The organism is Enterobacter sp. 3U4 (genome assembly GCF_057224565.1).
In genome coordinates this window covers 3,794,678-3,820,540 of record NZ_CP136665.1, presented here as the reverse complement: position 1 = coordinate 3,820,540, position 25,863 = coordinate 3,794,678, and the positions used below count along the sequence as shown (strand labels likewise).

Annotated in this window: 19 protein-coding genes, 1 tRNA gene, 2 rRNA genes and 1 riboswitch; of the genes, 10 read left to right on the top strand and 12 right to left on the bottom strand. The window is 55.9% G+C overall.

Annotated elements, in window-relative coordinates; all coding sequences use genetic code 11:
- Window positions 1-53 precede the first annotated feature (53 nt).
- Window positions 54-4,277: a DNA-directed RNA polymerase subunit beta' gene (rpoC, locus tag RVY89_RS18200; protein WP_023309968.1), complete on the top strand. Its 4,224-nt coding sequence runs from the start codon at window positions 54-56 to the stop codon at window positions 4,275-4,277.
- A gap of 57 nt (window positions 4,278-4,334) precedes the next feature.
- On the opposite strand, the gene RVY89_RS18195 is transcribed toward rpoC, so the two are convergent.
- The 10 genes from RVY89_RS18195 to rsd form a co-directional block, all read right to left on the bottom strand.
- A complete protein-coding gene (locus tag RVY89_RS18195; protein ID WP_008503455.1) occupies window positions 4,335-4,652 on the bottom strand; it encodes a PTS lactose/cellobiose transporter subunit IIA in 318 nt (105 codons plus the stop codon).
- Window positions 4,652-4,960 (bottom strand): PTS sugar transporter subunit IIB, encoded by a 309-nt coding sequence (locus RVY89_RS18190; RefSeq protein WP_010425948.1) that lies wholly within the window; start codon window positions 4,958-4,960, stop codon window positions 4,652-4,654. The genes RVY89_RS18195 and RVY89_RS18190 overlap by 1 nt, the downstream gene beginning before the upstream one ends.
- A gap of 180 nt (window positions 4,961-5,140) precedes the next feature.
- Window positions 5,141-6,682 carry a sensor domain-containing diguanylate cyclase gene (locus tag RVY89_RS18185; RefSeq protein ID WP_484826079.1) on the bottom strand — a complete coding sequence of 514 codons (1,542 nt, stop codon included), beginning with the start codon at window positions 6,680-6,682 and terminating at the stop codon, window positions 5,141-5,143.
- A 337-nt stretch (window positions 6,683-7,019) separates the two neighbouring features.
- The gene (gene thiH / locus RVY89_RS18180; RefSeq protein ID WP_484826078.1) at window positions 7,020-8,147 is read right to left on the bottom strand and encodes a 2-iminoacetate synthase ThiH; all 1,128 of its coding nucleotides are present in this window, start codon (window positions 8,145-8,147) and stop codon (window positions 7,020-7,022) included.
- On the bottom strand, window positions 8,144-8,914 hold the full coding sequence (thiG, locus tag RVY89_RS18175; RefSeq protein WP_126535174.1) for a thiazole synthase: 771 nt from the start codon (window positions 8,912-8,914) through the stop codon (window positions 8,144-8,146). Before thiG ends, thiH begins: the two co-directional genes overlap by 4 nt.
- Before the next feature lies 1 nt (window position 8,915).
- A complete protein-coding gene (gene thiS, locus RVY89_RS18170; RefSeq protein ID WP_032644502.1) occupies window positions 8,916-9,116 on the bottom strand; it encodes a sulfur carrier protein ThiS in 201 nt (66 codons plus the stop codon).
- Window positions 9,100-9,855 (bottom strand): HesA/MoeB/ThiF family protein, encoded by a 756-nt coding sequence (locus tag RVY89_RS18165; protein ID WP_484826077.1) that lies wholly within the window; start codon window positions 9,853-9,855, stop codon window positions 9,100-9,102. Before RVY89_RS18165 ends, thiS begins: the two co-directional genes overlap by 17 nt.
- The gene (thiE, locus tag RVY89_RS18160) at window positions 9,842-10,483 is read right to left on the bottom strand and encodes a thiamine phosphate synthase (protein WP_484826076.1); all 642 of its coding nucleotides are present in this window, start codon (window positions 10,481-10,483) and stop codon (window positions 9,842-9,844) included. Before thiE ends, RVY89_RS18165 begins: the two co-directional genes overlap by 14 nt.
- Window positions 10,483-12,378, bottom strand: coding sequence for a phosphomethylpyrimidine synthase ThiC (gene thiC, locus RVY89_RS18155; protein WP_484826075.1), 1,896 nt, complete (start codon window positions 12,376-12,378; stop codon window positions 10,483-10,485). Before thiC ends, thiE begins: the two co-directional genes overlap by 1 nt.
- 79 nt (window positions 12,379-12,457) lie before the next feature.
- A riboswitch (TPP riboswitch) is annotated at window positions 12,458-12,566 on the bottom strand.
- 54 nt (window positions 12,567-12,620) lie between these two features.
- Window positions 12,621-13,118 carry a sigma D regulator gene (gene rsd / locus RVY89_RS18150; RefSeq protein WP_484826074.1) on the bottom strand — a complete coding sequence of 166 codons (498 nt, stop codon included), beginning with the start codon at window positions 13,116-13,118 and terminating at the stop codon, window positions 12,621-12,623.
- Between the two features lie 95 nt (window positions 13,119-13,213).
- On the opposite strand from rsd, the gene nudC reads away from it, so the two are divergent.
- From nudC to RVY89_RS18120, 6 genes are all read left to right on the top strand, one after another.
- The gene (gene nudC, locus RVY89_RS18145; protein ID WP_484826073.1) at window positions 13,214-13,987 is read left to right on the top strand and encodes an NAD(+) diphosphatase; all 774 of its coding nucleotides are present in this window, start codon (window positions 13,214-13,216) and stop codon (window positions 13,985-13,987) included.
- 38 nt (window positions 13,988-14,025) lie between these two features.
- Complete coding sequence (gene hemE / locus RVY89_RS18140; protein ID WP_029742041.1) at window positions 14,026-15,090, top strand: uroporphyrinogen decarboxylase; 1,065 nt, start codon at window positions 14,026-14,028, stop codon at window positions 15,088-15,090.
- Between the two features lie 9 nt (window positions 15,091-15,099).
- Window positions 15,100-15,771, top strand: a complete 672-nt coding sequence (nfi, locus tag RVY89_RS18135) for a deoxyribonuclease V (RefSeq protein WP_484826072.1) — start codon at window positions 15,100-15,102, stop codon at window positions 15,769-15,771.
- 41 nt (window positions 15,772-15,812) lie between these two features.
- Window positions 15,813-16,403 (top strand): YjaG family protein, encoded by a 591-nt coding sequence (locus RVY89_RS18130; protein ID WP_008503468.1) that lies wholly within the window; start codon window positions 15,813-15,815, stop codon window positions 16,401-16,403.
- A gap of 186 nt (window positions 16,404-16,589) precedes the next feature.
- Window positions 16,590-16,862 carry a nucleoid-associated protein HU-alpha gene (gene hupA, locus RVY89_RS18125; protein WP_002445246.1) on the top strand — a complete coding sequence of 91 codons (273 nt, stop codon included), beginning with the start codon at window positions 16,590-16,592 and terminating at the stop codon, window positions 16,860-16,862.
- An 11-nt stretch (window positions 16,863-16,873) separates the two neighbouring features.
- The gene (locus RVY89_RS18120; protein WP_484827956.1) at window positions 16,874-17,566 is read left to right on the top strand and encodes a DUF1481 domain-containing protein; all 693 of its coding nucleotides are present in this window, start codon (window positions 16,874-16,876) and stop codon (window positions 17,564-17,566) included.
- Between the two features lie 48 nt (window positions 17,567-17,614).
- Here the strand turns inward: RVY89_RS18120 and purD are convergent, their stop codons facing one another.
- Both purD and purH read right to left on the bottom strand, forming a co-directional pair.
- Window positions 17,615-18,907, bottom strand: coding sequence for a phosphoribosylamine--glycine ligase (gene purD / locus RVY89_RS18115; protein WP_484826071.1), 1,293 nt, complete (start codon window positions 18,905-18,907; stop codon window positions 17,615-17,617).
- A 15-nt stretch (window positions 18,908-18,922) separates the two neighbouring features.
- Window positions 18,923-20,512: a bifunctional phosphoribosylaminoimidazolecarboxamide formyltransferase/IMP cyclohydrolase gene (gene purH / locus RVY89_RS18110; protein WP_484826070.1), complete on the bottom strand. Its 1,590-nt coding sequence runs from the start codon at window positions 20,510-20,512 to the stop codon at window positions 18,923-18,925.
- 560 nt (window positions 20,513-21,072) lie between these two features.
- On the opposite strand from purH, the gene RVY89_RS18105 reads away from it, so the two are divergent.
- The 3 genes from RVY89_RS18105 to RVY89_RS18095 all read left to right on the top strand — a co-directional run bounded on the left by RVY89_RS18105 (window position 21,073) and on the right by RVY89_RS18095 (window position 25,859).
- Window positions 21,073-22,612: ribosomal RNA gene (locus RVY89_RS18105) — 16S ribosomal RNA — on the top strand.
- A gap of 85 nt (window positions 22,613-22,697) precedes the next feature.
- Window positions 22,698-22,773 (top strand) — tRNA-Glu (locus RVY89_RS18100).
- Between the two features lie 182 nt (window positions 22,774-22,955).
- Window positions 22,956-25,859 (top strand): 23S ribosomal RNA (locus tag RVY89_RS18095).
- The 16S and 23S rRNA genes sit together here with 1 tRNA gene alongside, the layout of an rRNA operon.
- Window positions 25,860-25,863: the final 4 nt, after the last annotated feature.

Sequence of the window (25,863 nt, the reverse complement as noted above, 5' to 3'; positions counted from 1 at the left end):
TGCCGGGTTAACCCCCGGCACCAGATTGTGCTAACTCCGACGGGAGCAAATCCGTGAAAGATTTATTAAAGTTTCTGAAAGCGCAGACTAAAACCGAAGAGTTTGATGCGATCAAAATTGCTCTGGCTTCGCCAGACATGATCCGTTCATGGTCGTTCGGTGAAGTTAAAAAGCCGGAAACCATCAACTACCGTACGTTCAAACCTGAGCGTGACGGCCTTTTCTGTGCGCGTATTTTCGGGCCAGTAAAAGATTACGAGTGCCTGTGCGGTAAGTACAAGCGCCTGAAACACCGTGGTGTGATCTGTGAGAAGTGCGGCGTTGAAGTGACCCAGACCAAAGTGCGTCGTGAGCGCATGGGCCACATCGAGCTGGCGTCTCCGACCGCTCACATCTGGTTCCTGAAATCTCTGCCGTCCCGTATCGGTCTGCTGCTGGATATGCCGCTGCGCGATATCGAACGCGTTCTGTACTTCGAATCTTATGTGGTTATCGAAGGCGGGATGACGAACCTGGAACGTCATCAGATCCTGACTGAAGAGCAGTATCTGGACGCGCTGGAAGAGTTCGGTGACGAATTCGACGCGAAGATGGGTGCGGAAGCTATTCAGGCCCTGCTGAAGAGCATGGATCTGGAGCAAGAGTGCGAGCAGCTGCGTGAAGAGCTGAACGAAACCAACTCCGAAACCAAACGTAAAAAGCTGACCAAGCGTATCAAACTGCTGGAAGCGTTCGTTCAGTCTGGTAACAAACCAGAGTGGATGATCCTGACCGTTCTGCCGGTTCTGCCGCCAGATCTGCGTCCACTGGTTCCGCTGGATGGTGGTCGTTTCGCAACGTCCGATCTGAACGATCTGTATCGTCGCGTTATCAACCGTAACAACCGTCTGAAACGTCTGCTGGATCTGGCTGCGCCGGACATCATCGTACGCAACGAAAAACGTATGCTGCAGGAAGCGGTAGATGCCCTGCTGGATAACGGTCGTCGCGGTCGTGCGATCACCGGTTCTAACAAACGTCCTCTGAAATCTTTGGCCGACATGATCAAAGGTAAACAGGGTCGTTTCCGTCAGAACCTGCTCGGTAAGCGTGTTGACTACTCCGGTCGTTCTGTAATCACCGTAGGTCCATACCTGCGTCTGCATCAGTGCGGTCTGCCGAAGAAAATGGCACTGGAGCTGTTCAAACCGTTCATCTACGGCAAGCTGGAACTGCGTGGCCTGGCCACCACCATCAAAGCCGCTAAGAAAATGGTTGAGCGTGAAGAAGCTGTCGTTTGGGATATCCTGGACGAAGTGATCCGCGAACACCCGGTACTGCTGAACCGTGCACCAACCCTGCACCGTTTGGGTATCCAGGCATTTGAGCCAGTCCTGATCGAAGGTAAAGCTATCCAGCTGCACCCGCTGGTTTGTGCGGCATATAACGCCGACTTCGATGGTGACCAGATGGCTGTTCACGTACCGCTGACGCTGGAAGCCCAGCTCGAAGCGCGTGCGCTGATGATGTCTACCAACAACATCCTGTCCCCAGCGAACGGTGAACCAATTATCGTTCCTTCTCAGGACGTTGTATTGGGTCTGTACTACATGACCCGTGACTGTGTTAACGCCAAAGGCGAAGGCATGGTGCTGACTGGCCCGAAAGAAGCTGAGCGTATTTATCGCGCTGGCCTGGCCTCTCTGCATGCGCGCGTTAAAGTGCGTATCACCGAATACGAAAAAGATGAAAACGGCGAATTCGTTGCGAAAACCAGCCTGAAAGACACGACCGTTGGCCGTGCCATTCTGTGGATGATCGTACCGAAAGGTCTGCCTTTCTCCATCGTCAACCAGGCGCTGGGCAAGAAAGCGATCTCCAAAATGCTGAACACCTGTTACCGCATTCTGGGTCTGAAGCCGACCGTTATCTTCGCTGACCAGACAATGTATACCGGCTTTGCTTATGCAGCGCGTTCAGGTGCATCTGTTGGTATTGATGACATGGTCATCCCAGAGAAGAAACACGAGATCATCTCTGAAGCGGAAGCCGAAGTTGCTGAGATCCAGGAGCAGTTCCAGTCTGGTCTGGTTACCGCGGGCGAACGCTATAACAAAGTTATCGATATCTGGGCAGCGGCGAACGATCGTGTATCCAAAGCGATGATGGATAACCTGCAGACCGAAACCGTGATTAACCGTGACGGCGTAGAAGAGCAGCAGGTTTCCTTCAACAGCATCTACATGATGGCCGACTCCGGTGCGCGTGGTTCCGCAGCACAGATTCGTCAGCTGGCAGGTATGCGTGGTCTGATGGCGAAGCCAGATGGCTCCATCATCGAAACGCCAATCACCGCGAACTTCCGTGAAGGTCTGAACGTACTCCAGTACTTCATCTCCACGCACGGTGCTCGTAAGGGTCTGGCGGATACCGCACTGAAAACAGCGAACTCCGGTTATCTGACGCGTCGTCTGGTTGACGTTGCGCAGGATCTGGTTGTGACCGAAGACGATTGTGGCACCCTCGAAGGTATCACCATGACCCCGGTTATCGAGGGTGGTGATGTTAAAGAGCCACTGCGCGATCGCGTTCTGGGTCGTGTTACCGCGGAAGACATTCTGAAGCCGGGTACTGCAGACATTCTGGTTCCACGCAACACGCTGCTGCACGAGCACTGGTGTGACCTGCTGGAAGCGAACTCTGTTGACTCCGTGAAAGTACGTTCCGTTGTATCTTGTGACACCGACTTTGGTGTATGCGCGCACTGCTATGGTCGTGACCTGGCGCGTGGCCACATCATCAACAAAGGTGAAGCAATCGGCGTTATCGCGGCACAGTCCATCGGTGAGCCGGGTACACAGCTGACGATGCGTACGTTCCACATCGGTGGTGCGGCATCTCGTGCGGCTGCTGAATCCAGCATCCAGGTGAAAAACAAAGGTAGCATCAAGCTCAGCAACGCGAAGTCTGTTGTTAACTCCGCAGGCAAGCTGGTTGTGACCTCTCGTAACACCGAGCTGAAGCTGATCGACGAATTCGGTCGTACCAAAGAGAGCTATAAAGTGCCTTACGGTGCGGTTATGGCGAAAGGTGATGGCGAGCAGGTTGCCGGCGGTGAAACCGTTGCAAACTGGGATCCACACACCATGCCGGTCATCACCGAAGTAAGTGGTTTCATCCGCTTCACTGACATGATCGACGGCCAGACCATTACTCGTCAGACGGACGAGCTGACCGGTCTGTCTTCTCTGGTGGTTCTGGATTCTGCTGAACGTACTACCGGTGGTAAAGATCTGCGTCCTGCACTGAAAATCGTTGATGCTCAGGGTAACGACGTTCTGATCCCGGGCACCGACATGCCTGCGCAGTACTTCCTGCCGGGTAAAGCGATCGTACAGCTGGAAGATGGTATTCAGATTGGTGCGGGTGATGCTCTGGCGCGTATTCCACAGGAATCCAGCGGTACCAAGGACATCACCGGTGGTCTGCCACGCGTTGCGGATCTGTTCGAAGCACGTCGTCCGAAAGAGCCTGCAATCCTGGCTGAAATCAGCGGTATCATCTCCTTCGGTAAAGAGACCAAAGGGAAACGCCGTCTGGTTATCACTCCAGTAGATGGCAGCGAACCGTACGAAGAGATGATTCCTAAGTGGCGTCAGCTCAACGTGTTCGAAGGTGAACGTGTAGAACGTGGTGACGTGGTTTCCGATGGTCCAGAAGCGCCGCACGACATTCTGCGCCTTCGTGGCGTACACGCGGTAACGCGTTACATCACCAACGAAGTGCAGGACGTTTACCGTCTGCAGGGCGTTAAGATTAACGATAAGCACATCGAAGTTATCGTTCGTCAGATGCTGCGTAAAGCAACCATCGAAAACGCAGGCAGCTCCGAGTTCCTGGAAGGCGAGCAGGTTGAATACTCACGCGTCAAGATCGCCAACCGCGAACTTGAAGCGAACGGCAAAATCGGTGCGACCTTCTCGCGCGATCTGCTGGGTATCACCAAAGCGTCTCTGGCAACCGAGTCCTTCATCTCTGCAGCATCGTTCCAGGAAACGACTCGTGTCCTGACCGAAGCCGCTGTTGCAGGTAAACGTGATGAACTGCGCGGTCTGAAAGAGAACGTCATCGTGGGTCGTCTGATCCCGGCCGGTACCGGTTATGCGTACCACCAGGATCGTATGCGTCGTCGTGCTGCGGGCGAACTGCCAGCTGCACCGCAGGTGACTGCTGAAGATGCATCCGCGAGCCTGGCAGAACTGCTGAACGCAGGTCTGGGTGGTTCCGACAACGAGTAATCGTTGATGCGCTAATAAAAAACCCGCCTCGGCGGGTTTTTTTACATCTGCATGTTTTCAATTCACCAACGGGATCCGGCGATAAAGCTCAATCATATCGCCCGCGAGGTCCTGAATGACCATCGCATTCATCAGGTGATCCTGCGAGTGGACGGTGATCAGGTTAACCGGAAGCTTCCCGGTCCCCTCATCAAGACCGATAAGCTGCGTCTGTATGGTGTGCGCATGCTTCACATATTCACGCGACTCTTCCATCGCTTTTTCAGCTTCGTCAAACTCACCTTTACGCGCCATCTGCAACGCCGTCAGGGCTGCACTACGCGCCGCGCCTGCGTTAACAAGCAGTTCCATAATCGTGGTTTCTAAGTCTTCCATTATGACTCCAGAAGTTTGAGTGCTTTTTCCAGTACGGCATCACCTTTCATCATGCCGTAATCCATCATGTCGATCACCGCGACCTTTTTACCCAACGGGTCGGCCTGCGCCTGGAGTTTAGCCTGCTCGTATTTAACCTGTGGCCCCAGCAATACGATGTCGGCCGTCGCGATGTTGTCTTTAAACTCCGCAACCGGAACGGCTTTAATGGTGACTTCAACCCCTTTTTTCTGCGCGGCGTCTTTCATACGTTGAACCAGCATGCTGGTTGACATTCCCGCTGCACAGCATAAAACGATGTTCTTCATAATCAGCCTCGATCTACATGTGTTTATTGATAATTATCCCGTGCAGACCGCTTCAACAACCGCTTTACCGCGATTGTGTGTCAGGCATCACAAAGAAACCGGCGATTTTCTGAAACCGGTTACAATTTTGCATTGTCGGGTACCCGGCCCGTGGAAACGGGCAGGGTGAAAGAGAGAGGATTAGCTGATGGACGTTCGATTGATGCGGTTTTTGCCCTGCTGTTTTGCGCTATAGAGGGCGTTATCAACGCTCCCGATAAATTGATCCAGCGGTTCAAAATGCCACTCCCCAAGACCGCCGCTGAACGTAACCCGCAGGTTTTCTTCCCGCCAGACGCGATTTTCAACAGCGGTACGCCACGCTTCCAGTAATGACAGCGCAGACGTCATCTGCTCAGCCTGGAAAATTACCGCGAACTCTTCTCCACCATAACGGTAAAGCGAGACGTGATGTGGCTGCATGATCTGGATCCCTTCGCGGGCCACGTTGCGCAGAACAATATCACCGGTCAGGTGGCCAAGCGTGTCGTTAATCGACTTGAAGTTATCAATGTCCACCAGCGCCATCGCGAAAGGCTGCTGTGCATTCAGCAGCTCCGCAATATCGCTGTCGAACGCGCGGCGGTTTTTACAGCCCGTCAGCGCATCGTGGGTGGCCTGGCGCACATAGGCCATCTCACGCTCTTTATTGGACTGAATCGTGTGGCTCAGCATCGCTTCCAGGCGCGGCGCCTCGCTGACGTCGCCGGTTTTGATAGCATTGATAATGTGCATCAGCACGCTACGGGAGGCGTGGCGGAGGTATAAGCCGAAGAGAATGATGATGATGGCCGCCAGCGCAAACCCCCAGCCAACAATCGTTGTTTCGTGACGGGTGATATCGGTGAGCGTCTCGCCAGAGACCCGGTAGATGACAAACCAGTCCGGGTTGGTAAACGAGTAGTAGTAATACCAGGCGTTGCTTTTCTTGTCGTAAAGATGGCCTTCGCCGCTGGTCATTTTGTCCATCAGCGCTTCGCTAACGTACTGTTTGAACAGCGCGCCTGTATCCGGATGAAGCACAACGGCGCCATCGCGTTCGACGACGAAGAATTCCCCCTGAACGGGCGCTACCATCTGACGCAGGGTGTAGCCCATTGACGTCAAATCGAGATGAAACGCGATCGTTCCCTTCAGTCTGCCTTCCGGTGAAATCAATGGCTTATAGAGTGTGACCGTCGGATGACCGGTGAAGTAGTCCATGTAGGGGCGAGTATAGTGGCTGAAGATACTGGCTTCGGCCTGAGCAACAAACCACGGCCGCGTCCGGGGATCGAAGATTTTACTCTTCTCCGTGGGGAGTACTTCCGGTGCGCGGAGATAATGCCCCTGCGTGTCCGCCAGCGAGATGGAGGAGACGGTTGGCATCAGGTTCTGCAGATGCATCACCATCTGCAGCCCTTGCGTCGGGTTGACGTTGAGCGTCTCGTTTAGCCTGTCGTTACGCGAAAAGTACATCGCGGCACGGCCCAGGATATAGTCGTTTTCACGCAGGATCGACTCGGTGTAGTTCACCGCCAGGTTGTGCGTGAAGTTGCTATTGATCTTATGATAATCCTCAAGAAAATCCTTCCGTTGCGAAAGCGTCACCGCAATTGCGATCACCGCAAAACTGCAGAGGATCCCCGCGAAGCTGAGCATAATAGGCCGGGTAAAAGAGAGCTTTTTGCTGTGAAGTGCCATGAGCTGTACATCGTTCCTGATGGTGAATACTGTTCGTCTGCCGATATCCTCTCAGCATAGTCGCTGTCCTGCGGTTAGCGGTGAATTATACGGCACACGATTTCTGACGGGATGATTTATCTTAAGAACCATTAAGAAAATACTTATTAAACTGGCAGGGGCCGTTTGTGCAATGAACCAGAGGCAGGGCGAAACGAGGAAGAAGCTTTTCGCCCTGGTCAGCATCCTTTGCTGACCGTGTGACAATAAAAAAACCGGACGATCGCTGACAATCCTCCGGTTTTGCCTTTTCGTCGCGCCTCGACAATTTTTTATGATGTTGCAGTGCGTTTCAACGTCATTGCGAGGCTCTTCCCAGCCAGCTGTCCCAGTCTTTCCAGACAGGCTGAAGACCCTGCGACGTCAGGGCTGCGGCGACCGCTTCCGGGCGTCGCCCGTCATGCGGCACAAACTGCTCGAGCTCCGGACGATCGTCGGCGTAGCCGCCAGGCTGCGTTTTGGAAAACGCGCTGACGTTGTTAATCGCAAGCGGGATAACGCGATCGCGAAACGCCGGGGACTCACGGGTCGAGAGCGATAATTCAACTTCCGGGGCGAGCAGGCGAAACGCGCAGATGGTCTGCACCAGCTGGCGTTCATCCATCAGAGAAGCCGGTTCAATTCCTCCCGCGCAGGGACGCAGACGCGGGAAGGAGATGGAATAACGGCTTTGCCAGTAGCGCTGCTGAAGCCACAGCAGATGTTCCGCCACCATGTAACAATCCACCCGCCAGCTGTCGGAGAGCCCAATCAGCGCACCCAGACCAATTTTGTCGATGCCGGCGCGACCCAGCCTGTCCGGCGTTTCCAGGCGGAAAAAGAAATCCTGTTTCTTGCCTTTCAGGTGGTGCCGGGCGTACGTCGCCTCGTGGTAGGTTTCCTGATAGACCATAACGCCGTCCAGCCCGAGCGTTTTGAGCTCCGCGTACTCCTCCTGCGACAGAGGCTGCACTTCCATCTGCAACGACGCAAACTGACGACGAATGGCGGGAAGGTGCTGACGGAAATAGTCCATTCCCACTTTTCCCTGATGCTCGCCCGTGACCAGCAGAAGGTGTTCAAAGCCCATTTCACGAATGGCAGCACACTCACGGGCAATCTCTCCTTCATCGAGCGTTTTACGCCTGATGCGGTTGCTCATGGAAAAGCCGCAGTAGGTGCAGTCATTGGCGCACAGGTTTGAGAGATAGAGCGGCACGTAGAAACTCACCGTGTTGCCAAAACGCTGGCGGGTGAGCCGCTGCGCTCGCTGGGCCATCGGTTCGAGGTACGCGCTGGCCGCCGGGGAGAGCAGGGCCATCAGATCCTCGCGGGTAAGGTGACGGGCATGCAGCGCGCGCTCCACGTCAGTTGCCGTTTTGCTGTTGATGCGCAGGGCAATGTCGTCCCAGTTAAGCTGCCGCCAGCGCTCGGTAAACGTGCTCATGAGATCGCCTCCAGAAAACCGGTCAGCGGGCTGGTGGCCTGCGCCTGGAAACTGCGCGAGCCGGGGCCGGAGCCCTTTGCCAGCAGGCCAGCCTCCACGGCCAGGCGGAATGCCCGCGCCATCATGACCGGATCGTCGGCAACCGCGATAGCCGTATTCACCAGCACCGCGTCAGCACCCATTTCCAGCGCCTGCGCGGCATGGCTGGGTACGCCAATGCCCGCATCAACCACCACCGGCACGGTGGCCTGCTCAATAATGATTTCCAGCATCGCGCGGGTTTCCAGCCCCTGGTTGGAGCCAATGGGGGCCCCCAGCGGCATGACGGCGGCGCAGCCGACCTCTTCGAGACGTTTGCACAGCACCGGGTCGGCCCCGCAGTAAGGCAGGACGGTAAACCCTTGCTGAACCAGCTTTTCAGCCGCTTTCAGCGTTTCAATCGGGTCGGGCAGCAGCCAGCGGGCATCCGGATGGATTTCCAGCTTCAGCCAGCGGGTGCCGAGCGCCTCACGCGCCAGCTGTGCGGCAAAAATCGCCTCTTCGGCGGTTTTCGCTCCGGAGGTGTTGGGCAGCAGCGTCACGCCTGCTTCCAGCAACGGAGCCAGAATGGCATCGCTGTGATGGCGCAGATCCACGCGCTTGAGCGCCAGCGTCACCAGCTGGCTGCCGCTTTCGCGAATGGCATCCACCATCAGCTGCGGCGAGGCGAATTTTCCGGTTCCGGTAAACAGATGCGAATCAAAAACCTTATCGGCAATACGTAACATCTCAGCCCCCTGCGATGACCTGAAACAGCAGGATCTGGTCGCCTTCATTGACCTGCTGATGTTCCCACTGCTCGCGCGGCAGGATCTGTTGATTGAGCGCCAGCGCCGTTCCCGGCTTGAGCTGACGCAGCTTGTCGAGCAGTGCGGCAACGGTAAGCCCGTCGTCGCATCTCATCGGCTCATCGTTAAACAGAATGCGCATCGCGGCCTCCGCATACCGGGCAGCGGCTGGCGCGGCGTAACGCCAGCTGGCGCCAGCCGCTGGAGCGGGCATCAAACAGCCGTAGCGTATTGCGTTCCGTCTCCATGCCGCTGAGCAGCTTGATGGCCTCCAGCGCCTGCATGGTGCCCATCACGCCGACCACCGGACCAAGAATGCCCGCCGTACGGCAGTTGCGCGTCGGCTCGGCATCGTCCGGCCACAGGCAGCGATAGCAGCCCTGCGTCCACGGTGGCGTCAGAACCATCATTTGCCCGCCGAACCCCACCGCGCTGGCGGTGATAAGCGGCGTATGATTTGCCACGCACGCGGCGTTGATCGCCTGGCGTGTCGCCATGTTGTCGGTACAGTCCAGCACCACGTCGGCAAGGGCGACTTCACGGCGCAGGCTTTCACCGCTAAGACGCTCCTGTAAGGCAATCAGCTCGATATCCGGGTTAAGCTGGTTCAGCCGCTGCCGGGTGATCTGCGCTTTCGGCTGGTTGATATCGTCGGTAGTAAAGAGGATTTGCCGCTGCAGGTTGCTGAGGTGAACCTCATCGTCGTCGGCCAGCACCAGCGTGCCGACGCCCGCGCCTGCCAGATAGAGCGCGGCGGGTGCGCCTAATCCCCCCAGGCCAACAATCAGCACCCGGCTGGCGAGCAGTTTTTGCTGCCCGTCGATGGCGATATCCTCCAGAAGGATCTGACGGCTGTAGCGCATAAAGTCACGATCGTTCATCGCCTGCTCCTGCCAGCTGTAAAAGCTGTTCGGTGGCGGACCGCCAGTCTGCGGCCTGGGTGATGGCGCTGACGACGGCGATGCTGCCGACGCCGGTCTCCAGAACCGCCTGGGCACGTTCAAGGCTTATTCCGCCGATGGCGACGGTGGGGTAATCGGCAAGGCGTTTAACGTGACTCGCCAGCTGCGTCAGGCCCTGCGGTGCGGAGGGCATCTGCTTGGTTTGCGTCGGGAAGACGTGACCGAGCGCGATGTAAGAGGGACGGGCCGCCAGGGCCACGTCGATCTCCATGTCATCGTGCGTTGACACGCCAAGACGCAGTCCGGCTTCGCGGATAGCGCTCAGATCCGTTGTTTCCAGGTCCTCCTGGCCCAGATGCACGCCGTACGCCCGGTGCTTAACGGCCAGCCGCCAGTAGTCGTTGATAAACAGGCGGGCGTTATACCGGCGCCCCAGCGCGATGGCGGCAACCACATCGGCTTCCACCTCGTCATCGTGCTTGTCCTTGATGCGCAGCTGGATCGTGCGAACGCCTGCTTCCAGCAGTCGCGCTATCCACGCCACGCTGTCCACCACCGGATAGAGCCCTAAACGGTAGGGGACGGGTGGGAAATCGGGCTGGTACATTACGCCTCCTCTTTTTTGAGGTAGATTTCGCCGCCTCTGGCGCGGAAGGTTTCAGACATGTCCGCCATGCCCACTTCAATGGTTTGCGCTGCGGCGTAGTCGCGCACTTCCTGGCTGATTTTCATTGAGCAGAATTTTGGCCCGCACATAGAGCAGAAGTGGGCGACTTTGCCCGATTCCTGCGGCAGGGTCTCGTCGTGATAGGCGCGTGCGGTGAACGGATCCAGCGCCAGGTTGAACTGGTCTTCCCAGCGGAATTCAAAGCGCGCCTTCGACATGGCGTTATCGCGGATTTGCGCCCCCGGGTGGCCCTTGGCCAGATCCGCCGCGTGGGCGGCAATTTTATAGGTGATCAACCCCTGCTTCACGTCCTCTTTGTTTGGCAGGCCGAGGTGCTCTTTCGGCGTCACGTAGCAGAGCATGGCGCAGCCGAACCAGCCGATCATCGCCGCCCCAATGCCTGACGTGAAGTGGTCATAGCCCGGCGCAATATCAGTGGTCAACGGCCCCAGGGTATAGAACGGCGCTTCGTGGCAGTGCTCCAGCTCCTCGGTCATGTTGCGGCGGATCATCTGCATCGGCACGTGTCCCGGACCTTCAATCATCACCTGCACGTCATACTCCCAGGCGATTTTGGTCAGTTCGCCCAGCGTGTGCAGCTCGGCAAACTGCGCTTCGTCGTTGGCGTCACGAATAGAGCCCGGACGCAGACCGTCGCCCAGCGACAGGGAGACGTCATAGGCGGCGCAGATTTCGCAGATCTCGCGGAAGTGCTCGTAAAGGAAGTTTTCCTGGTGATGGGAGAGGCACCACTTCGCCATGATGGAACCGCCGCGCGAGACGATGCCGGTCAGACGCTTCGCGGTCATCGGCACGTAGCGCAGCAGCACGCCCGCGTGAATGGTGAAGTAGTCCACGCCCTGCTCGGCCTGCTCCAGCAGCGTGTCGCGGAACGCTTCCCAGGTGAGGTCTTCGGCAATGCCGTTGACCTTCTCCAGCGCCTGATAAATCGGGACGGTGCCAATCGGTACCGGGCTGTTACGCAGGATCCATTCGCGGGTTTCGTGAATATAGCGGCCAGTGGAGAGGTCCATTACCGTGTCCGCGCCCCAGCGCGTGGACCAGACCAGCTTTTCCACCTCTTCTTCGATGGAGGAGGTCACGGCCGAGTTACCGATGTTCGCGTTGACCTTCACCAGGAAGTTGCGGCCGATAATCATCGGCTCGGATTCCGGGTGGTTAATGTTGGCGGGGATAATTGCGCGGCCGGCGGCCACTTCGTCGCGCACAAACTCCGGCGTGATGTTCTCCGGCAGGCGAGCGCCAAAGCCTTCACCCGGATGCTGATAGCGCAGCACTTCGCTACGAATGCGCTCGCGGCCCATATTTTCGCGGATGGCGATGAACTCCATCTCCGGCGTGACGATACCCTGGCGGGCGTAGTGCAGCTGGGTCACGCATTTGCCCGCTTTGGCGCGTTTTGGCGTCAGCAGGCCGTTAAAGCGCAGCTCGTCCAGACCGTCGTCGGCCAGGCGCTCTTTGGTGTACGCAGAGCTGCGCACGCTCAACTCTTCGCAGTCGTTACGCGCGTCAATCCACGGCTGGCGCAGCTTTGCCAGACCCTGCTGGACGTTGATCGTAACAGACGGGTCGCCATACGGGCCGGAGGTGTCATACACCGGTACGGCTTCGTTGTCTTCATACTGCGGATTCTCTTTGCTGCCGCCGATAAGCGTCGGGCTGAGCTGGATTTCGCGCATCGGGACGCGGATATCGGCCTGCGAGCCGGAAATGTAGATGCGTTTCGAGTTCGGGAAAGCGGTGCCTTCCAGGGTGTCGATGAAGTGTTGGGCCTGTGCGCGCTGTTCGCGGCGGGTCAGTTTTGCAGTAGACATAGCTCATTCCAAAAGTGAAGGACATGGCTTGTCAGACGACGGATGAAGCAAGAGAGGATCGCCCGGGGGGCGATACAACAGCAGTGTGACTCTTGTTCCCTTCGCAGGTATTAACCTGATCAGGTTCCGCGGATCCCGAATTAACGGTCTCAGCCCGGCTTTCGCTCTGGGCACTCCGACAAGAAAAATCCCCCTCGTGAGAGGGGCGAATGGTTGTAAATTACTCGTTAACGATTAAGAACTCAAGCAGGGCGCGCGACGTTCTCTTCGTTACTGATGTTCAAATCACTGTCCAGCACGAGGGCAATCAGCTTATCTTCCAGCGTGAATCGCTCTTCCAGAGCTTCACCGAGGTCGGATAGCGCCCGCTGGAACTCAAGATAGTTATCGTGATCGATGGCGTTCTCGAGCGCGGAATCATAGTAATCCATGATCTGCTGGGTGTTGGCTTCCAGCAGCGGATAGAGCTTGCTGGCCGCTAAATACGGTGTTGTCCCTTCCATTTCGCGGATAATACGTTCATAAATATTGAAATGGCCGTCGGACAGATAGTCGACCAGGCCCTGACAAAAATCATCCAGCGCTTTTTCGTTCAGCCGCATAAACGATTCTTTGCCAGGCTTAATGCCGACCAGATTGTAATAAGCCACGAGGAGATGCTTGCGCACATGTAGCCAGCGATCTACCAGTTTATTACTTCCTCTAACGCGCTCAGTCAGGCTTTCCAGCTGGTTTAACATGGTCGACTCCGCAAAGTGTAGGATTGAATCTGCTTATCCAGAATGTAACCACAATGCTAACAACATGTCAGTGAAGCGAAGGTAGTGCAATAGATATGGATCGTATTATTGAAAAATCAGATCTGGGTTGGTGGATCGTCAGCCACGAACAAAAATTATGGTTGCCCGGTGGAGAACTGCCCTACGGTACGGCGGAAACGTTCGATCTCGTTGGCCAGCCAGCGCTACAGATCGGCGAGTGGCAGGGTGAGCCCGTGTGGTTGATCCAACAGCCCCGCCGCCAGGATATGGGATCTGTGCGCCAGGTGCTGGATCTGGACGTGGGGCTGTTCCAGCTGGCGGGGCGCGGCGTGCAGCTGGCGGAGTTTTATCGCTCGCACAAATACTGCGGCTACTGCGGTCATACCATGCGCCCGAGCAAAACCGAGTGGGCGATGCTCTGCAGCCACTGCCGCGAACGCTACTATCCGCAGATTGCGCCGTGCATTATCGTCGCTATCCGCCGGGAGGATTCCATCCTGCTGGCGCAGCATACCCGTCATCGCAACGGCATTCACACCGTGCTGGCCGGCTTCGTCGAAGTGGGCGAAACGCTGGAACAGGCGGTGGCGCGCGAGGTGATGGAGGAGAGCGGAATCAAAGTGAAGAACCTGCGCTACGTCACCTCCCAGCCGTGGCCGTTCCCGCAGTCGCTGATGACGGCATTTATGGCCGAATACGACAGCGGTGAGATCGTGATTGACCAGAAAGAGCTGCTGGAAGCGAACTGGTATCGCTACGACGATTTACCGCTGTTACCTCCGCCAGGCACCGTGGCGCGTCGGCTGATAGAAGATACCGTGGCAATGTGTCGGGCCGAGTATGAGTAGTGTTACACTGAGGCCATGACGCTTAAGGAACTGCAAAAATGACCGAACTGAAGAACGATCGTTATCTGCGTGCGCTGCTGCGCCAGCCCGTTGATGTCACCCCGGTGTGGATGATGCGCCAGGCGGGACGCTATCTGCCAGAGTACAAAGCCACGCGCGCGCAGGCGGGCGATTTTATGTCGCTGTGCAAAAACGCCGAGCTGGCCTGCGAAGTGACGCTCCAGCCGCTGCGCCGCTTCCCGCTGGATGCTGCGATCCTCTTCTCGGATATTCTGACCATTCCGGATGCCATGGGCCTTGGCCTGTACTTCGAAACCGGTGAAGGTCCGCGTTTCACCTCCCCAATCAAAAGCAAAGCCGACGTGGACAAGCTGCCGATCCCCGATCCGGAAGGCGAGCTGGGCTACGTGATGAATGCCGTGCGCACCATTCGCCGCGAGCTGAAAGGCGAAGTGCCGCTGATTGGCTTCTCCGGCAGCCCGTGGACGCTGGCGACCTACATGGTGGAAGGGGGCAGCAGCAAAGCTTTCACCATGATTAAAAAGATGATGTACGCCGAGCCGCTGGCCCTGCATGCGCTGCTCGACAAGCTGGCGAAGAGCGTCACGCTCTACCTCAACGCGCAGATTAAGGCGGGTGCGCAGTCGGTGATGATTTTCGACACCTGGGGCGGCGTGCTAACCGGCCGCGATTATCAGCAGTTCTCCCTGTACTACATGCATAAAATCGTTGACGGCCTGCTGCGTGAAAACGAAGGCCGCCGCGTGCCGGTGACGCTGTTCACCAAAGGTGGCGGTCAGTGGCTGGAAGCGATGGCGGCAACCGGCTGCGACGCGCTGGGTCTCGACTGGACCACCGATATCGCCGATGCGCGCCGTCGCGTGGGCGACAAAGTGGCGCTGCAGGGCAATATGGACCCGTCCATGCTCTATGCGCCGCCAGCCCGCATTGAAGAAGAAGTCTCGACTATACTGTCTGGTTTCGGCCAGGGGGAAGGCCACGTCTTTAACCTCGGTCACGGCATTCATCAGGATGTGCCGCCAGAACACGCAGGCGTATTTGTGGAGGCGGTGCATCGGCTTTCTGCCCAGTATCACAAGTAAGGAGTGGTTATGGATCTCGCGTCGCTACGCGCTCAGCAAATCGAACTGGCCTCATCGGTGATCCGCGAGGATCGTCTGGATAAGGATCATCCGCAGTACATTGGCGGAGCAGACGTCGGATTTGAGCAGGGTGGGGAAGTGACGCGAGCGGCGATGGTGGTACTGAAGTACCCGTCGCTCGAGCTGGTGGAGTACAAGGTAGCGCGTATTGCCACCACTATGCCCTACATTCCGGGCTTTCTCTCCTTTCGTGAATATCCCGCGCTGCTGGCAGCGTGGGAGCAACTCTCGCAAAAACCTGACCTGCTGTTTGTCGATGGGCACGGTATCTCACATCCGCGACGTTTAGGCGTTGCCAGCCATTTTGGGCTGCTGGTGGATGTGCCGACCATTGGCGTTGCCAAGAAACGCCTGTGCGGCGCGTTTGAACCTCTTTCTGCTGAGCCGGGCGCGCTGGCGCCGCTTATCCATAAAGGTGAGCAGCTGGCGTGGGTCTGGCGCAGCAAGGCGCGCTGTAACCCGCTTTTTATTGCCACCGGCCATCGGGTGAGCATGGACAGCGCCCTTGCGTGGGTTCAGCGCTGCATGAGGGGCTACCGCTTGCCGGAGCCGACGCGCTGGGCAGACGCCGTGGCGTCTTCGCGTCCGGCTTTTGTTCGTTGGCAGGAAATTCAGCGATGATTCAGGTAAACTGCGCCTAATTATCGATTCGAGAGATCATCATGCTACAAAACCCGATTCACCTGCGCCTTGAAAAGCTGGAAAGCTGGCAACACGTCACCTTTATGGCTTGCCTGTGCGAGCGTATGTATCCCAACTATGCCGCGTTCTGCAAGCAGACGGGCTTTGGTGATGGCCATATCTATCGCCGCATTCTGGATCTGATCTGGGAAACGCTGACGGTGAAAGACGCGAAGGTGAATTTCGACTCTCAGCTCGAAAAGCTCGAAGAGGCGATTCCGGTTGCGGATGATTTTGACCTGTACGGCGTCTACCCGGCGATAGATGCCTGCGTGGCGTTAAGCGAACTGCTCCACTCCCGTCTGAGCGGTGAAACGCTGGAGCACGCAATTGAAGTCAGTAAGGCATCTATTACGACCGTCGCGATGCTGGAAATGACCCAGGAAGGTCGCGAGATGACCGACGAAGAGCTGCGCGCAAACCCTGCCGTTGAGCAAGAATGGGACATTCAGTGGGAAATTTTCCGCCTGCTGGCAGAGTGTGAAGAACGCGATATCGAACTGATAAAAGGGCTGCGCGCGGACTTACGAGAGGCTGGTGAGAGCAATATTGGTATAATTTTTAACCAATGAGACAATAAAACTTGAGATAACGCCCGTTTTGTCGCTCCTCGACTCTTCCCTTTCGCCCCTTGTCTGGTCTACATTTGGGGGGCGAAAAAAAGTGGCTATCGGTGCGTGTATGCAGGAGAGTGCTTTTTTGGCATTTTCGTCGCACTCGATGCTTAGCAAGCGATAAACACATTGAAAGGATAACTTATGAACAAGACTCAACTGATTGATGTAATTGCGGACAAGGCTGATCTGTCTAAAGTGCAGGCTAAAGCTGCTCTGGAATCTACCCTGGCTGCTATTACTGAGTCTCTGAAAGAAGGTGATGCTGTACAACTGGTTGGTTTCGGTACCTTCAAAGTGAACCACCGCGCTGAGCGTACTGGCCGCAACCCGCAGACCGGTAAAGAAATCAAAATCGCCGCAGCTAACGTGCCGGCATTTGTTTCTGGTAAAGCACTGAAAGACGCTGTTAAGTAAGACGCGTGGCAGTGAACAGTTTTAGCGAAGGGGCGGCAACGCCCCTTTTGTCTTTCTGGCGTGGAACGCTCGCGCTGGCAGGCATGCTGCTGCTGTCCGCCTGCAGCCACGACACCTCCCTGCCGCCGTTTACCGCCAGCGGCTACGCGGACAACCAGGGCGCGGTCAGGATCTGGCGCAAAGATTCCGGCGGCGAAGTGCATCTGCTTTCTGCCTTCAGCCCGTGGCATAACGGCAATACGTCGACTGCGGAATATCGCTGGCAGGGAGATGACCTGTCGCTGATTGAGCTGAACGTCTACAGCAAGACCCCCGAACACGTGAAAGTGCGTTTTGACGACCATGGCGAGCTGAGCTTTATGCAGCGCGAAGTCAGCGGTCAAAAACAGCAGCTTTCCAGCGATCAAATCGCCCTCTACCGTTATCGTGCCGAACAAATCCGCCAGACCAGCGATGCGCTTCGTCTGGGCCGCGTTATGCTGCGCCAGGGACGCTGGCATAGCGATGGTACGGTGACAACCTGTGAAGGACAGACGGTCAAGCCTGAGCTCGAATCTTGGGCAATCGAACACATTCAACGCCGTCAGCGACATTCATCGATAGAGGTGAGCGTGGCGTGGCTGGAAGCGCCGGAAGGCTCTCAGCTGCTGCTGGTGGCGAACGAAGACTTCTGCACCTGGCAGCCGACAGAAAAGAGTTTTTGATTTAAGTCCCCTCTCCCTTTGGGAGAGGGTTAGGGTGAGGATGTGAAATTACTCGCCCTGCTCACGTGCAATCGCGCGATAACCGATATCCTGACGGCTAAAGCTGCCGTTCCAGTGAATATCCGCCATCAGCGCATAGGCACGCTTCTGCGCTTCTGCCACGGTATTACCCAGCGCGGTTGCACACAGCACGCGGCCGCCGTTGGTGAGGACGCGATCGTCTTCAGCCAGCTTCGTACCTGCATGGAATACCTTCGCGCCTTCAATCTCTTCCAGCGGCAGACCGTGTATTTCATCCCCGGTGTTGTAGTTGCCCGGATAACCACCTGCAGCAATCACCACCCCCAGAGACGCTCGTTCGTCCCACTCTGAAGTTTTCTCATCGAGCTTGCCTTCGCAGGCTGCCAGGCACAGATCCACCAGATCGGACTTCATGCGCAGCATGATTGGCTGCGTTTCCGGATCGCCAAAGCGGCAGTTGAATTCGATGACCTTAGGGTTACCCTGCTTGTCGATCATCAGACCTGCGTAAAGGAAACCGGTGTAGGTATTCCCTTCTGCTGCCATTCCCTTCACGGTAGGCCAGATGATGCGATCCATGGTGCGCTGGTGGACTTCGTCAGTCACGACCGGAGCAGGGGAGTAAGCGCCCATCCCGCCGGTGTTAGGACCCGTGTCGCCATTGCCCACACGCTTGTGGTCCTGGCTGGTGGCCATCGGCAGAACGTGCTCACCGTCAACCATAACGATAAAGCTCGCTTCTTCACCGTCGAGGAATTCTTCGATCACGATGCGGTGGCCTGCATCGCCAAAGGCGTTACCTGCCAGCATGTCCTGAACCGCGGCTTCGGCTTCTTCGAGCGTCATCGCGACGATCACGCCTTTACCGGCGGCCAGGCCGTCGGCCTTAATAACAATCGGGGCGCCTTTCTCACGCAGGTAAGCCAGCGCGGGCTCCACTTCGGTGAAGTTCTGATACTCCGCGGTCGGGATGTTGTGGCGCGCGAGGAAATCTTTGGTGAAGGCTTTGGAGCCTTCCAGCTGCGCGGCGCCTTCCGTTGGGCCGAAGATTTTCAGGCCCGCTGCGCGGAACGCATCCACCACGCCAATCACCAGCGGCGCTTCCGGGCCGACGATGGTCAGGTCGATTTTCTCGCTCTGGGCAAAGCTCAGCAGCGCCGGAATGTCGGTTACGCCAATGGCAACGTTCTGTAGAGTCGGCTCCAGTGCGGTACCGGCGTTACCCGGCGCCACGAAGACCGTTTTCACCAGCGGAGACTGCGCCGCTTTCCACGCCAGAGCGTGCTCGCGTCCGCCGTTACCAATTACTAATACTTTCATTTTCAGCTCCGGGAATTAATGGCGGAAGTGGCGCATGTCGGTGAAGATCATCGCAATGCCGTGTTCGTCGGCGGCGGCAATCACTTCGTCGTCGCGGATTGAACCACCAGGCTGGATCACGCAGGTGATGCCGACAGCGGCTGCGGCGTCGATGCCGTCACGGAACGGGAAGAAGGCGTCAGAAGCCATGGCGGAGCCTTTGACTTCCAAACCTTCGTCACCTGCTTTAATACCCGCGATTTTCGCAGAGTAAACGCGGCTCATCTGGCCTGCGCCTATCCCGATGGTCATGTTCTCTTTGGCGTAGACGATGGCGTTGGATTTAACGAACTTCGCGACTTTCCAGCAGAACAGCGCATCACGCAGTTCCTGTTCGGTCGGCTGACGTTTGGTCACTACGCGCAGGTCGGCTTCTGTGACCATACCCAGATCGCGGTCCTGAACCAGCAGGCCGCCGTTCACGCGTTTGAAGTCCAGGCCCGGCACGCGTTCTGCCCACTGGCCGCAAATCAGCACGCGCACGTTCTGTTTTGCCGCGGTGATTTTCAGCGCTTCTTCAGATGCGGCTGGCGCGATGATCACTTCAACGAACTGTCGGGAGATGATGGCCTGAGCCGTTTCAGCATCCAGCTCGCGGTTGAAGGCGATAATGCCGCCGAACGCGGAGGTCGGGTCGGTTTTGTAAGCGCGATCGTAGGCATCCAGAATAGAAGTGCTCACGGCAACGCCGCATGGGTTTGCGTGCTTGACGATAACGCAGGCAGGCTCGTTGAACTCTTTCACGCACTCCAGCGCGGCGTCGGTGTCAGCAATGTTGTTATAGGAGAGCGCTTTGCCCTGAACCTGCTGAGCGGTCGCAACAGAGGCTTCTTTTACCTCTTCTTCTATGTAGAAGGCTGCCTGCTGGTGGCTGTTCTCGCCGTAGCGCATATCTTGTTTCTTAATGAAGTTCAGATTCAGGGTACGCGGGAAGCGGCCAGAAGGGTCTTTGCTTTCACCGTGGTACGCCGGCACCAGGCTACCGAAGTAGTTGGCGATCATGCTGTCATACGCCGCGGTGTGCTCGAAGGCTTTAATGGCGAGGTCGAAACGGGTATCCAGAGTCAATGACCCTTGGTTGGCATCCATCTCATTAATAATGGTCTCGTAATCGCTGCTCTTCACCACGATAGCCACATCTTTATGGTTCTTGGCTGCTGAGCGCACCATGGTTGGGCCGCCGATATCAATATTCTCTACAGCATCTTCCAGAGAACAGCCTTCGCGGGCAACGGTCTGGGCGAACGGGTAGAGGTTAACGACAACCATGTCGATCGGGGCGATATCATGCTGTTCCATAATAGCGTCGTCCTGACCGCGACGGCCAAGAATACCGCCGTGCACTTTCGGGTGCAGGGTTTTGACGCGTCCATCCATCATTTCCGGGAAACCGGTGTAATCGGACACTTCGGTTACCGGCAGACCTTTATCTGCTAACAGGCGAGCGGTACCGCCTGTAGAAAGCAGCTCCACACCGCGTGCGGAAAGTGCCTGAGCGAATTCGACGATACCGGCTTTATCAGAAACACTGAGCAGAGCGCGGCGGACTGGACGACGTTGTTGCATGGTAAATCCCCTGGATTTCACGATTACAGAGAGCGTTAGATGAATTTTCCTGCGAAAAACTCATCTAACACACCTGACGGGGCATCCTTGTTAAGCGCGAGCATTTTAACGAAAACGTTTGCGCAACGCTCGCACATTTTCACTTTTTCGTATCATTGTGGATAAGTCTGTGTGTAAAAAGGTATAAGGCGGGGTTTTGCTGGGGAATGCAGCAGTCAGTCATTTTTTTGCAACTTTTCGGTTGCGGTCGTTCGGGAACTCCCTATAATGCGCCTCCATCGACACGGCGGATGTGAATCACTTCACAAACAACCCGGTCGGTTGAAGAGAAAAAATCCTGAAATAACGGGTTGACTCTGAAAGAGGAAAGCGTAATATACGCCACCTCGCAACGGTGAGCGAAAGCCGCGTTGCACTGCTCTTTAACAATTTATCAGACAATCTGTGTGGGCACTCAAAGTGACATGGATTCTTAATGTCTTCGGACAATAAATGAATACCAAGTCTCTGAGTGAACATACGTAATTCATTACGAAGTTTAATTCACGAGCATCAAACTTAAATTGAAGAGTTTGATCATGGCTCAGATTGAACGCTGGCGGCAGGCCTAACACATGCAAGTCGAGCGGTAGCACAGGGAGCTTGCTCTCGGGTGACGAGCGGCGGACGGGTGAGTAATGTCTGGGAAACTGCCTGATGGAGGGGGATAACTACTGGAAACGGTAGCTAATACCGCATAACGTCGCAAGACCAAAGAGGGGGACCTTCGGGCCTCTTGCCATCAGATGTGCCCAGATGGGATTAGCTAGTAGGTGGGGTAACGGCTCACCTAGGCGACGATCCCTAGCTGGTCTGAGAGGATGACCAGCCACACTGGAACTGAGACACGGTCCAGACTCCTACGGGAGGCAGCAGTGGGGAATATTGCACAATGGGCGCAAGCCTGATGCAGCCATGCCGCGTGTATGAAGAAGGCCTTCGGGTTGTAAAGTACTTTCAGCGGGGAGGAAGGTGTTGAGGTTAATAACCTCAGCAATTGACGTTACCCGCAGAAGAAGCACCGGCTAACTCCGTGCCAGCAGCCGCGGTAATACGGAGGGTGCAAGCGTTAATCGGAATTACTGGGCGTAAAGCGCACGCAGGCGGTCTGTCAAGTCGGATGTGAAATCCCCGGGCTCAACCTGGGAACTGCATTCGAAACTGGCAGGCTAGAGTCTTGTAGAGGGGGGTAGAATTCCAGGTGTAGCGGTGAAATGCGTAGAGATCTGGAGGAATACCGGTGGCGAAGGCGGCCCCCTGGACAAAGACTGACGCTCAGGTGCGAAAGCGTGGGGAGCAAACAGGATTAGATACCCTGGTAGTCCACGCCGTAAACGATGTCGACTTGGAGGTTGTGCCCTTGAGGCGTGGCTTCCGGAGCTAACGCGTTAAGTCGACCGCCTGGGGAGTACGGCCGCAAGGTTAAAACTCAAATGAATTGACGGGGGCCCGCACAAGCGGTGGAGCATGTGGTTTAATTCGATGCAACGCGAAGAACCTTACCTACTCTTGACATCCAGAGAACTTAGCAGAGATGCTTTGGTGCCTTCGGGAACTCTGAGACAGGTGCTGCATGGCTGTCGTCAGCTCGTGTTGTGAAATGTTGGGTTAAGTCCCGCAACGAGCGCAACCCTTATCCTTTGTTGCCAGCGGTTCGGCCGGGAACTCAAAGGAGACTGCCAGTGATAAACTGGAGGAAGGTGGGGATGACGTCAAGTCATCATGGCCCTTACGAGTAGGGCTACACACGTGCTACAATGGCGCATACAAAGAGAAGCGACCTCGCGAGAGCAAGCGGACCTCATAAAGTGCGTCGTAGTCCGGATTGGAGTCTGCAACTCGACTCCATGAAGTCGGAATCGCTAGTAATCGTAGATCAGAATGCTACGGTGAATACGTTCCCGGGCCTTGTACACACCGCCCGTCACACCATGGGAGTGGGTTGCAAAAGAAGTAGGTAGCTTAACCTTCGGGAGGGCGCTTACCACTTTGTGATTCATGACTGGGGTGAAGTCGTAACAAGGTAACCGTAGGGGAACCTGCGGTTGGATCACCTCCTTACCTTAAAGAACCTGCCTTTGTAGTGCTCACACAGATTGTCTGATGAAAAGTAAATAGCAAGGCGTCTTGCGATTGAGACTTCAGTGTCCCCTTCGTCTAGAGGCCCAGGACACCGCCCTTTCACGGCGGTAACAGGGGTTCGAATCCCCTAGGGGACGCCACTTGCTGGTTCGTGAGTGAAAGTCACCTGCCGTCATATCTCAAAACTGACTTGCGAGTCATGTTTGAGATATTTGCTCTTTAAAAATCTGGATCAAGCTGAAAATTGAAACGACACATCTTTAAGGTGTGTTCGAGTCTCTCAAATTTTCGCAATCAGAAGTGAAACATCTTCGGGTTGTGAGGTTAAGCGACTAAGCGTACACGGTGGATGCCCTGGCAGTCAGAGGCGATGAAGGACGTGCTAATCTGCGAAAAGCGCCGGCGAGGTGATATGAACCTTTGACCCGGCGATGTCCGAATGGGGAAACCCAGTGCAATTCGTTGCACTATCGTTAACTGAATACATAGGTTAACGAGGCGAACCGGGGGAACTGAAACATCTAAGTACCCCGAGGAAAAGAAATCAACCGAGATTCCCCCAGTAGCGGCGAGCGAACGGGGAGCAGCCCAGAGTCTGAATCAGCTTGTGTGTTAGTGGAAGCGTCTGGAAAGTCGCACGGTACAGGGTGACAGTCCCGTACACGAAAGCACACAGGCTGTGAACTCGAAGAGTAGGGCGGGACACGTGGTATCCTGTCTGAATATGGGGGGACCATCCTCCAAGGCTAAATACTCCTGACTGACCGATAGTGAACCAGTACCGTGAGGGAAAGGCGAAAAGAACCCCGGCGAGGGGAGTGAAAAAGAACCTGAAACCGTGTACGTACAAGCAGTGGGAGCACCTTCGTGGTGTGACTGCGTACCTTTTGTATAATGGGTCAGCGACTTATATTCTGTAGCAAGGTTAACCGTATAGGGGAGCCGAAGGGAAACCGAGTCTTAACTGGGCGTTAAGTTGCAGGGTATAGACCCGAAACCCGGTGATCTAGCCATGGGCAGGTTGAAGGTTGGGTAACACTAACTGGAGGACCGAACCGACTAATGTTGAAAAATTAGCGGATGACTTGTGGCTGGGGGTGAAAGGCCAATCAAACCGGGAGATAGCTGGTTCTCCCCGAAAGCTATTTAGGTAGCGCCTCGTGAACTCATCTTCGGGGGTAGAGCACTGTTTCGGCTAGGGGGCCATCCCGGCTTACCAACCCGATGCAAACTACGAATACCGAAGAATGTTATCACGGGAGACACACGGCGGGTGCTAACGTCCGTCGTGAAGAGGGAAACAACCCAGACCGCCAGCTAAGGTCCCAAAGTCATGGTTAAGTGGGAAACGATGTGGGAAGGCACAGACAGCCAGGATGTTGGCTTAGAAGCAGCCATCATTTAAAGAAAGCGTAATAGCTCACTGGTCGAGTCGGCCTGCGCGGAAGATGTAACGGGGCTAAACCATGCACCGAAGCTGCGGCAGCGACACTATGTGTTGTTGGGTAGGGGAGCGTTCTGTAAGCCGTTGAAGGTGTGCTGTGAGGCATGCTGGAGGTATCAGAAGTGCGAATGCTGACATAAGTAACGATAAAGCGGGTGAAAAGCCCGCTCGCCGGAAGACCAAGGGTTCCTGTCCAACGTTAATCGGGGCAGGGTGAGTCGACCCCTAAGGCGAGGCCGAAAGGCGTAGTCGATGGGAAACAGGTTAATATTCCTGTACTTGGTGTTACTGCGAAGGGGGGACGGAGAAGGCTATGTTAGCCGGGCGACGGTTGTCCCGGTTTAAGCATGTAGGCGGAGGTTCCAGGTAAATCCGGTACCTTTTAACGCTGAGGTGTGATGACGAGGCACTACGGTGCTGAAGTAACAAATGCCCTGCTTCCAGGAAAAGCCTCTAAGCATCAGGTAACACGAAATCGTACCCCAAACCGACACAGGTGGTCAGGTAGAGAATACCAAGGCGCTTGAGAGAACTCGGGTGAAGGAACTAGGCAAAATGGTGCCGTAACTTCGGGAGAAGGCACGCTGATATGTAGGTGAAGCCCCTGCGGGTGGAGCTGAAATCAGTCGAAGATACCAGCTGGCTGCAACTGTTTATTAAAAACACAGCACTGTGCAAACACGAAAGTGGACGTATACGGTGTGACGCCTGCCCGGTGCCGGAAGGTTAATTGATGGGGTTAGCGGCAACGCGAAGCTCTTGATCGAAGCCCCGGTAAACGGCGGCCGTAACTATAACGGTCCTAAGGTAGCGAAATTCCTTGTCGGGTAAGTTCCGACCTGCACGAATGGCGTAATGATGGCCAGGCTGTCTCCACCCGAGACTCAGTGAAATTGAACTCGCTGTGAAGATGCAGTGTACCCGCGGCAAGACGGAAAGACCCCGTGAACCTTTACTATAGCTTGACACTGAACACTGGTCCTTGATGTGTAGGATAGGTGGGAGGCTTTGAAGCGTGGACGCCAGTCTGCGTGGAGCCGACCTTGAAATACCACCCTTTAATGGCTGGTGTTCTAACGTAGACCCGTAATCCGGGTTGCGGACAGTGTCTGGTGGGTAGTTTGACTGGGGCGGTCTCCTCCCAAAGAGTAACGGAGGAGCACGAAGGTTAGCTAATCCTGGTCGGACATCAGGAGGTTAGTGCAATGGCATAAGCTAGCTTGACTGCGAGAGTGACGGCTCGAGCAGGTGCGAAAGCAGGTCATAGTGATCCGGTGGTTCTGAATGGAAGGGCCATCGCTCAACGGATAAAAGGTACTCCGGGGATAACAGGCTGATACCGCCCAAGAGTTCATATCGACGGCGGTGTTTGGCACCTCGATGTCGGCTCATCACATCCTGGGGCTGAAGTAGGTCCCAAGGGTATGGCTGTTCGCCATTTAAAGTGGTACGCGAGCTGGGTTTAGAACGTCGTGAGACAGTTCGGTCCCTATCTGCCGTGGGCGCTGGAGAATTGAGGGGGGCTGCTCCTAGTACGAGAGGACCGGAGTGGACGCATCACTGGTGTTCGGGTTGTCATGCCAATGGCACTGCCCGGTAGCTAAATGCGGAAAAGATAAGTGCTGAAAGCATCTAAGCACGAAACTTGCCCCGAGATGAGTTCTCCCTGACCCTTTAAGGGTCCTGAAGGAACGTTGAAGACTACGACGTTGATAGGTCGGGTGTGTAAGCGCAGCGATGCGTTGAGCTAACCGATACTAATGAACCGTGAGGCTTAACCTTACAA

What these genes read in the sequence shown, in the direction of transcription:
- RVY89_RS18195 (WP_008503455.1), bottom strand. Translation starts at nt 4,652, where the DNA reads ATGGAAGACTTAGAAACCACGATTATGGAACTGCTTGTTAACGCAGGC.
- RVY89_RS18190 (WP_010425948.1), bottom strand. Translation starts at nt 4,960, where the DNA reads ATGAAGAACATCGTTTTATGCTGTGCAGCGGGAATGTCAACCAGCATG.
- RVY89_RS18185 (WP_484826079.1), bottom strand. Translation starts at nt 6,682, where the DNA reads ATGGCACTTCACAGCAAAAAGCTCTCTTTTACCCGGCCTATTATGCTC.
- thiH (WP_484826078.1), bottom strand. Translation starts at nt 8,147, where the DNA reads ATGAGCACGTTTACCGAGCGCTGGCGGCAGCTTAACTGGGACGACATT.
- thiG (WP_126535174.1), bottom strand. Translation starts at nt 8,914, where the DNA reads ATGTTACGTATTGCCGATAAGGTTTTTGATTCGCATCTGTTTACCGGA.
- thiS (WP_032644502.1), bottom strand. Translation starts at nt 9,116, where the DNA reads ATGCGCATTCTGTTTAACGATGAGCCGATGAGATGCGACGACGGGCTT.
- RVY89_RS18165 (WP_484826077.1), bottom strand. Translation starts at nt 9,855, where the DNA reads ATGAACGATCGTGACTTTATGCGCTACAGCCGTCAGATCCTTCTGGAG.
- thiE (WP_484826076.1), bottom strand. Translation starts at nt 10,483, where the DNA reads ATGTACCAGCCCGATTTCCCACCCGTCCCCTACCGTTTAGGGCTCTAT.
- thiC (WP_484826075.1), bottom strand. Translation starts at nt 12,378, where the DNA reads ATGTCTACTGCAAAACTGACCCGCCGCGAACAGCGCGCACAGGCCCAA.
- rsd (WP_484826074.1), bottom strand. Translation starts at nt 13,118, where the DNA reads ATGTTAAACCAGCTGGAAAGCCTGACTGAGCGCGTTAGAGGAAGTAAT.
- nudC (WP_484826073.1), top strand. Translation starts at nt 13,214, where the DNA reads ATGGATCGTATTATTGAAAAATCAGATCTGGGTTGGTGGATCGTCAGC.
- hemE (WP_029742041.1), top strand. Translation starts at nt 14,026, where the DNA reads ATGACCGAACTGAAGAACGATCGTTATCTGCGTGCGCTGCTGCGCCAG.
- nfi (WP_484826072.1), top strand. Translation starts at nt 15,100, where the DNA reads ATGGATCTCGCGTCGCTACGCGCTCAGCAAATCGAACTGGCCTCATCG.
- RVY89_RS18130 (WP_008503468.1), top strand. Translation starts at nt 15,813, where the DNA reads ATGCTACAAAACCCGATTCACCTGCGCCTTGAAAAGCTGGAAAGCTGG.
- hupA (WP_002445246.1), top strand. Translation starts at nt 16,590, where the DNA reads ATGAACAAGACTCAACTGATTGATGTAATTGCGGACAAGGCTGATCTG.
- purD (WP_484826071.1), bottom strand. Translation starts at nt 18,907, where the DNA reads ATGAAAGTATTAGTAATTGGTAACGGCGGACGCGAGCACGCTCTGGCG.
- purH (WP_484826070.1), bottom strand. Translation starts at nt 20,512, where the DNA reads ATGCAACAACGTCGTCCAGTCCGCCGCGCTCTGCTCAGTGTTTCTGAT.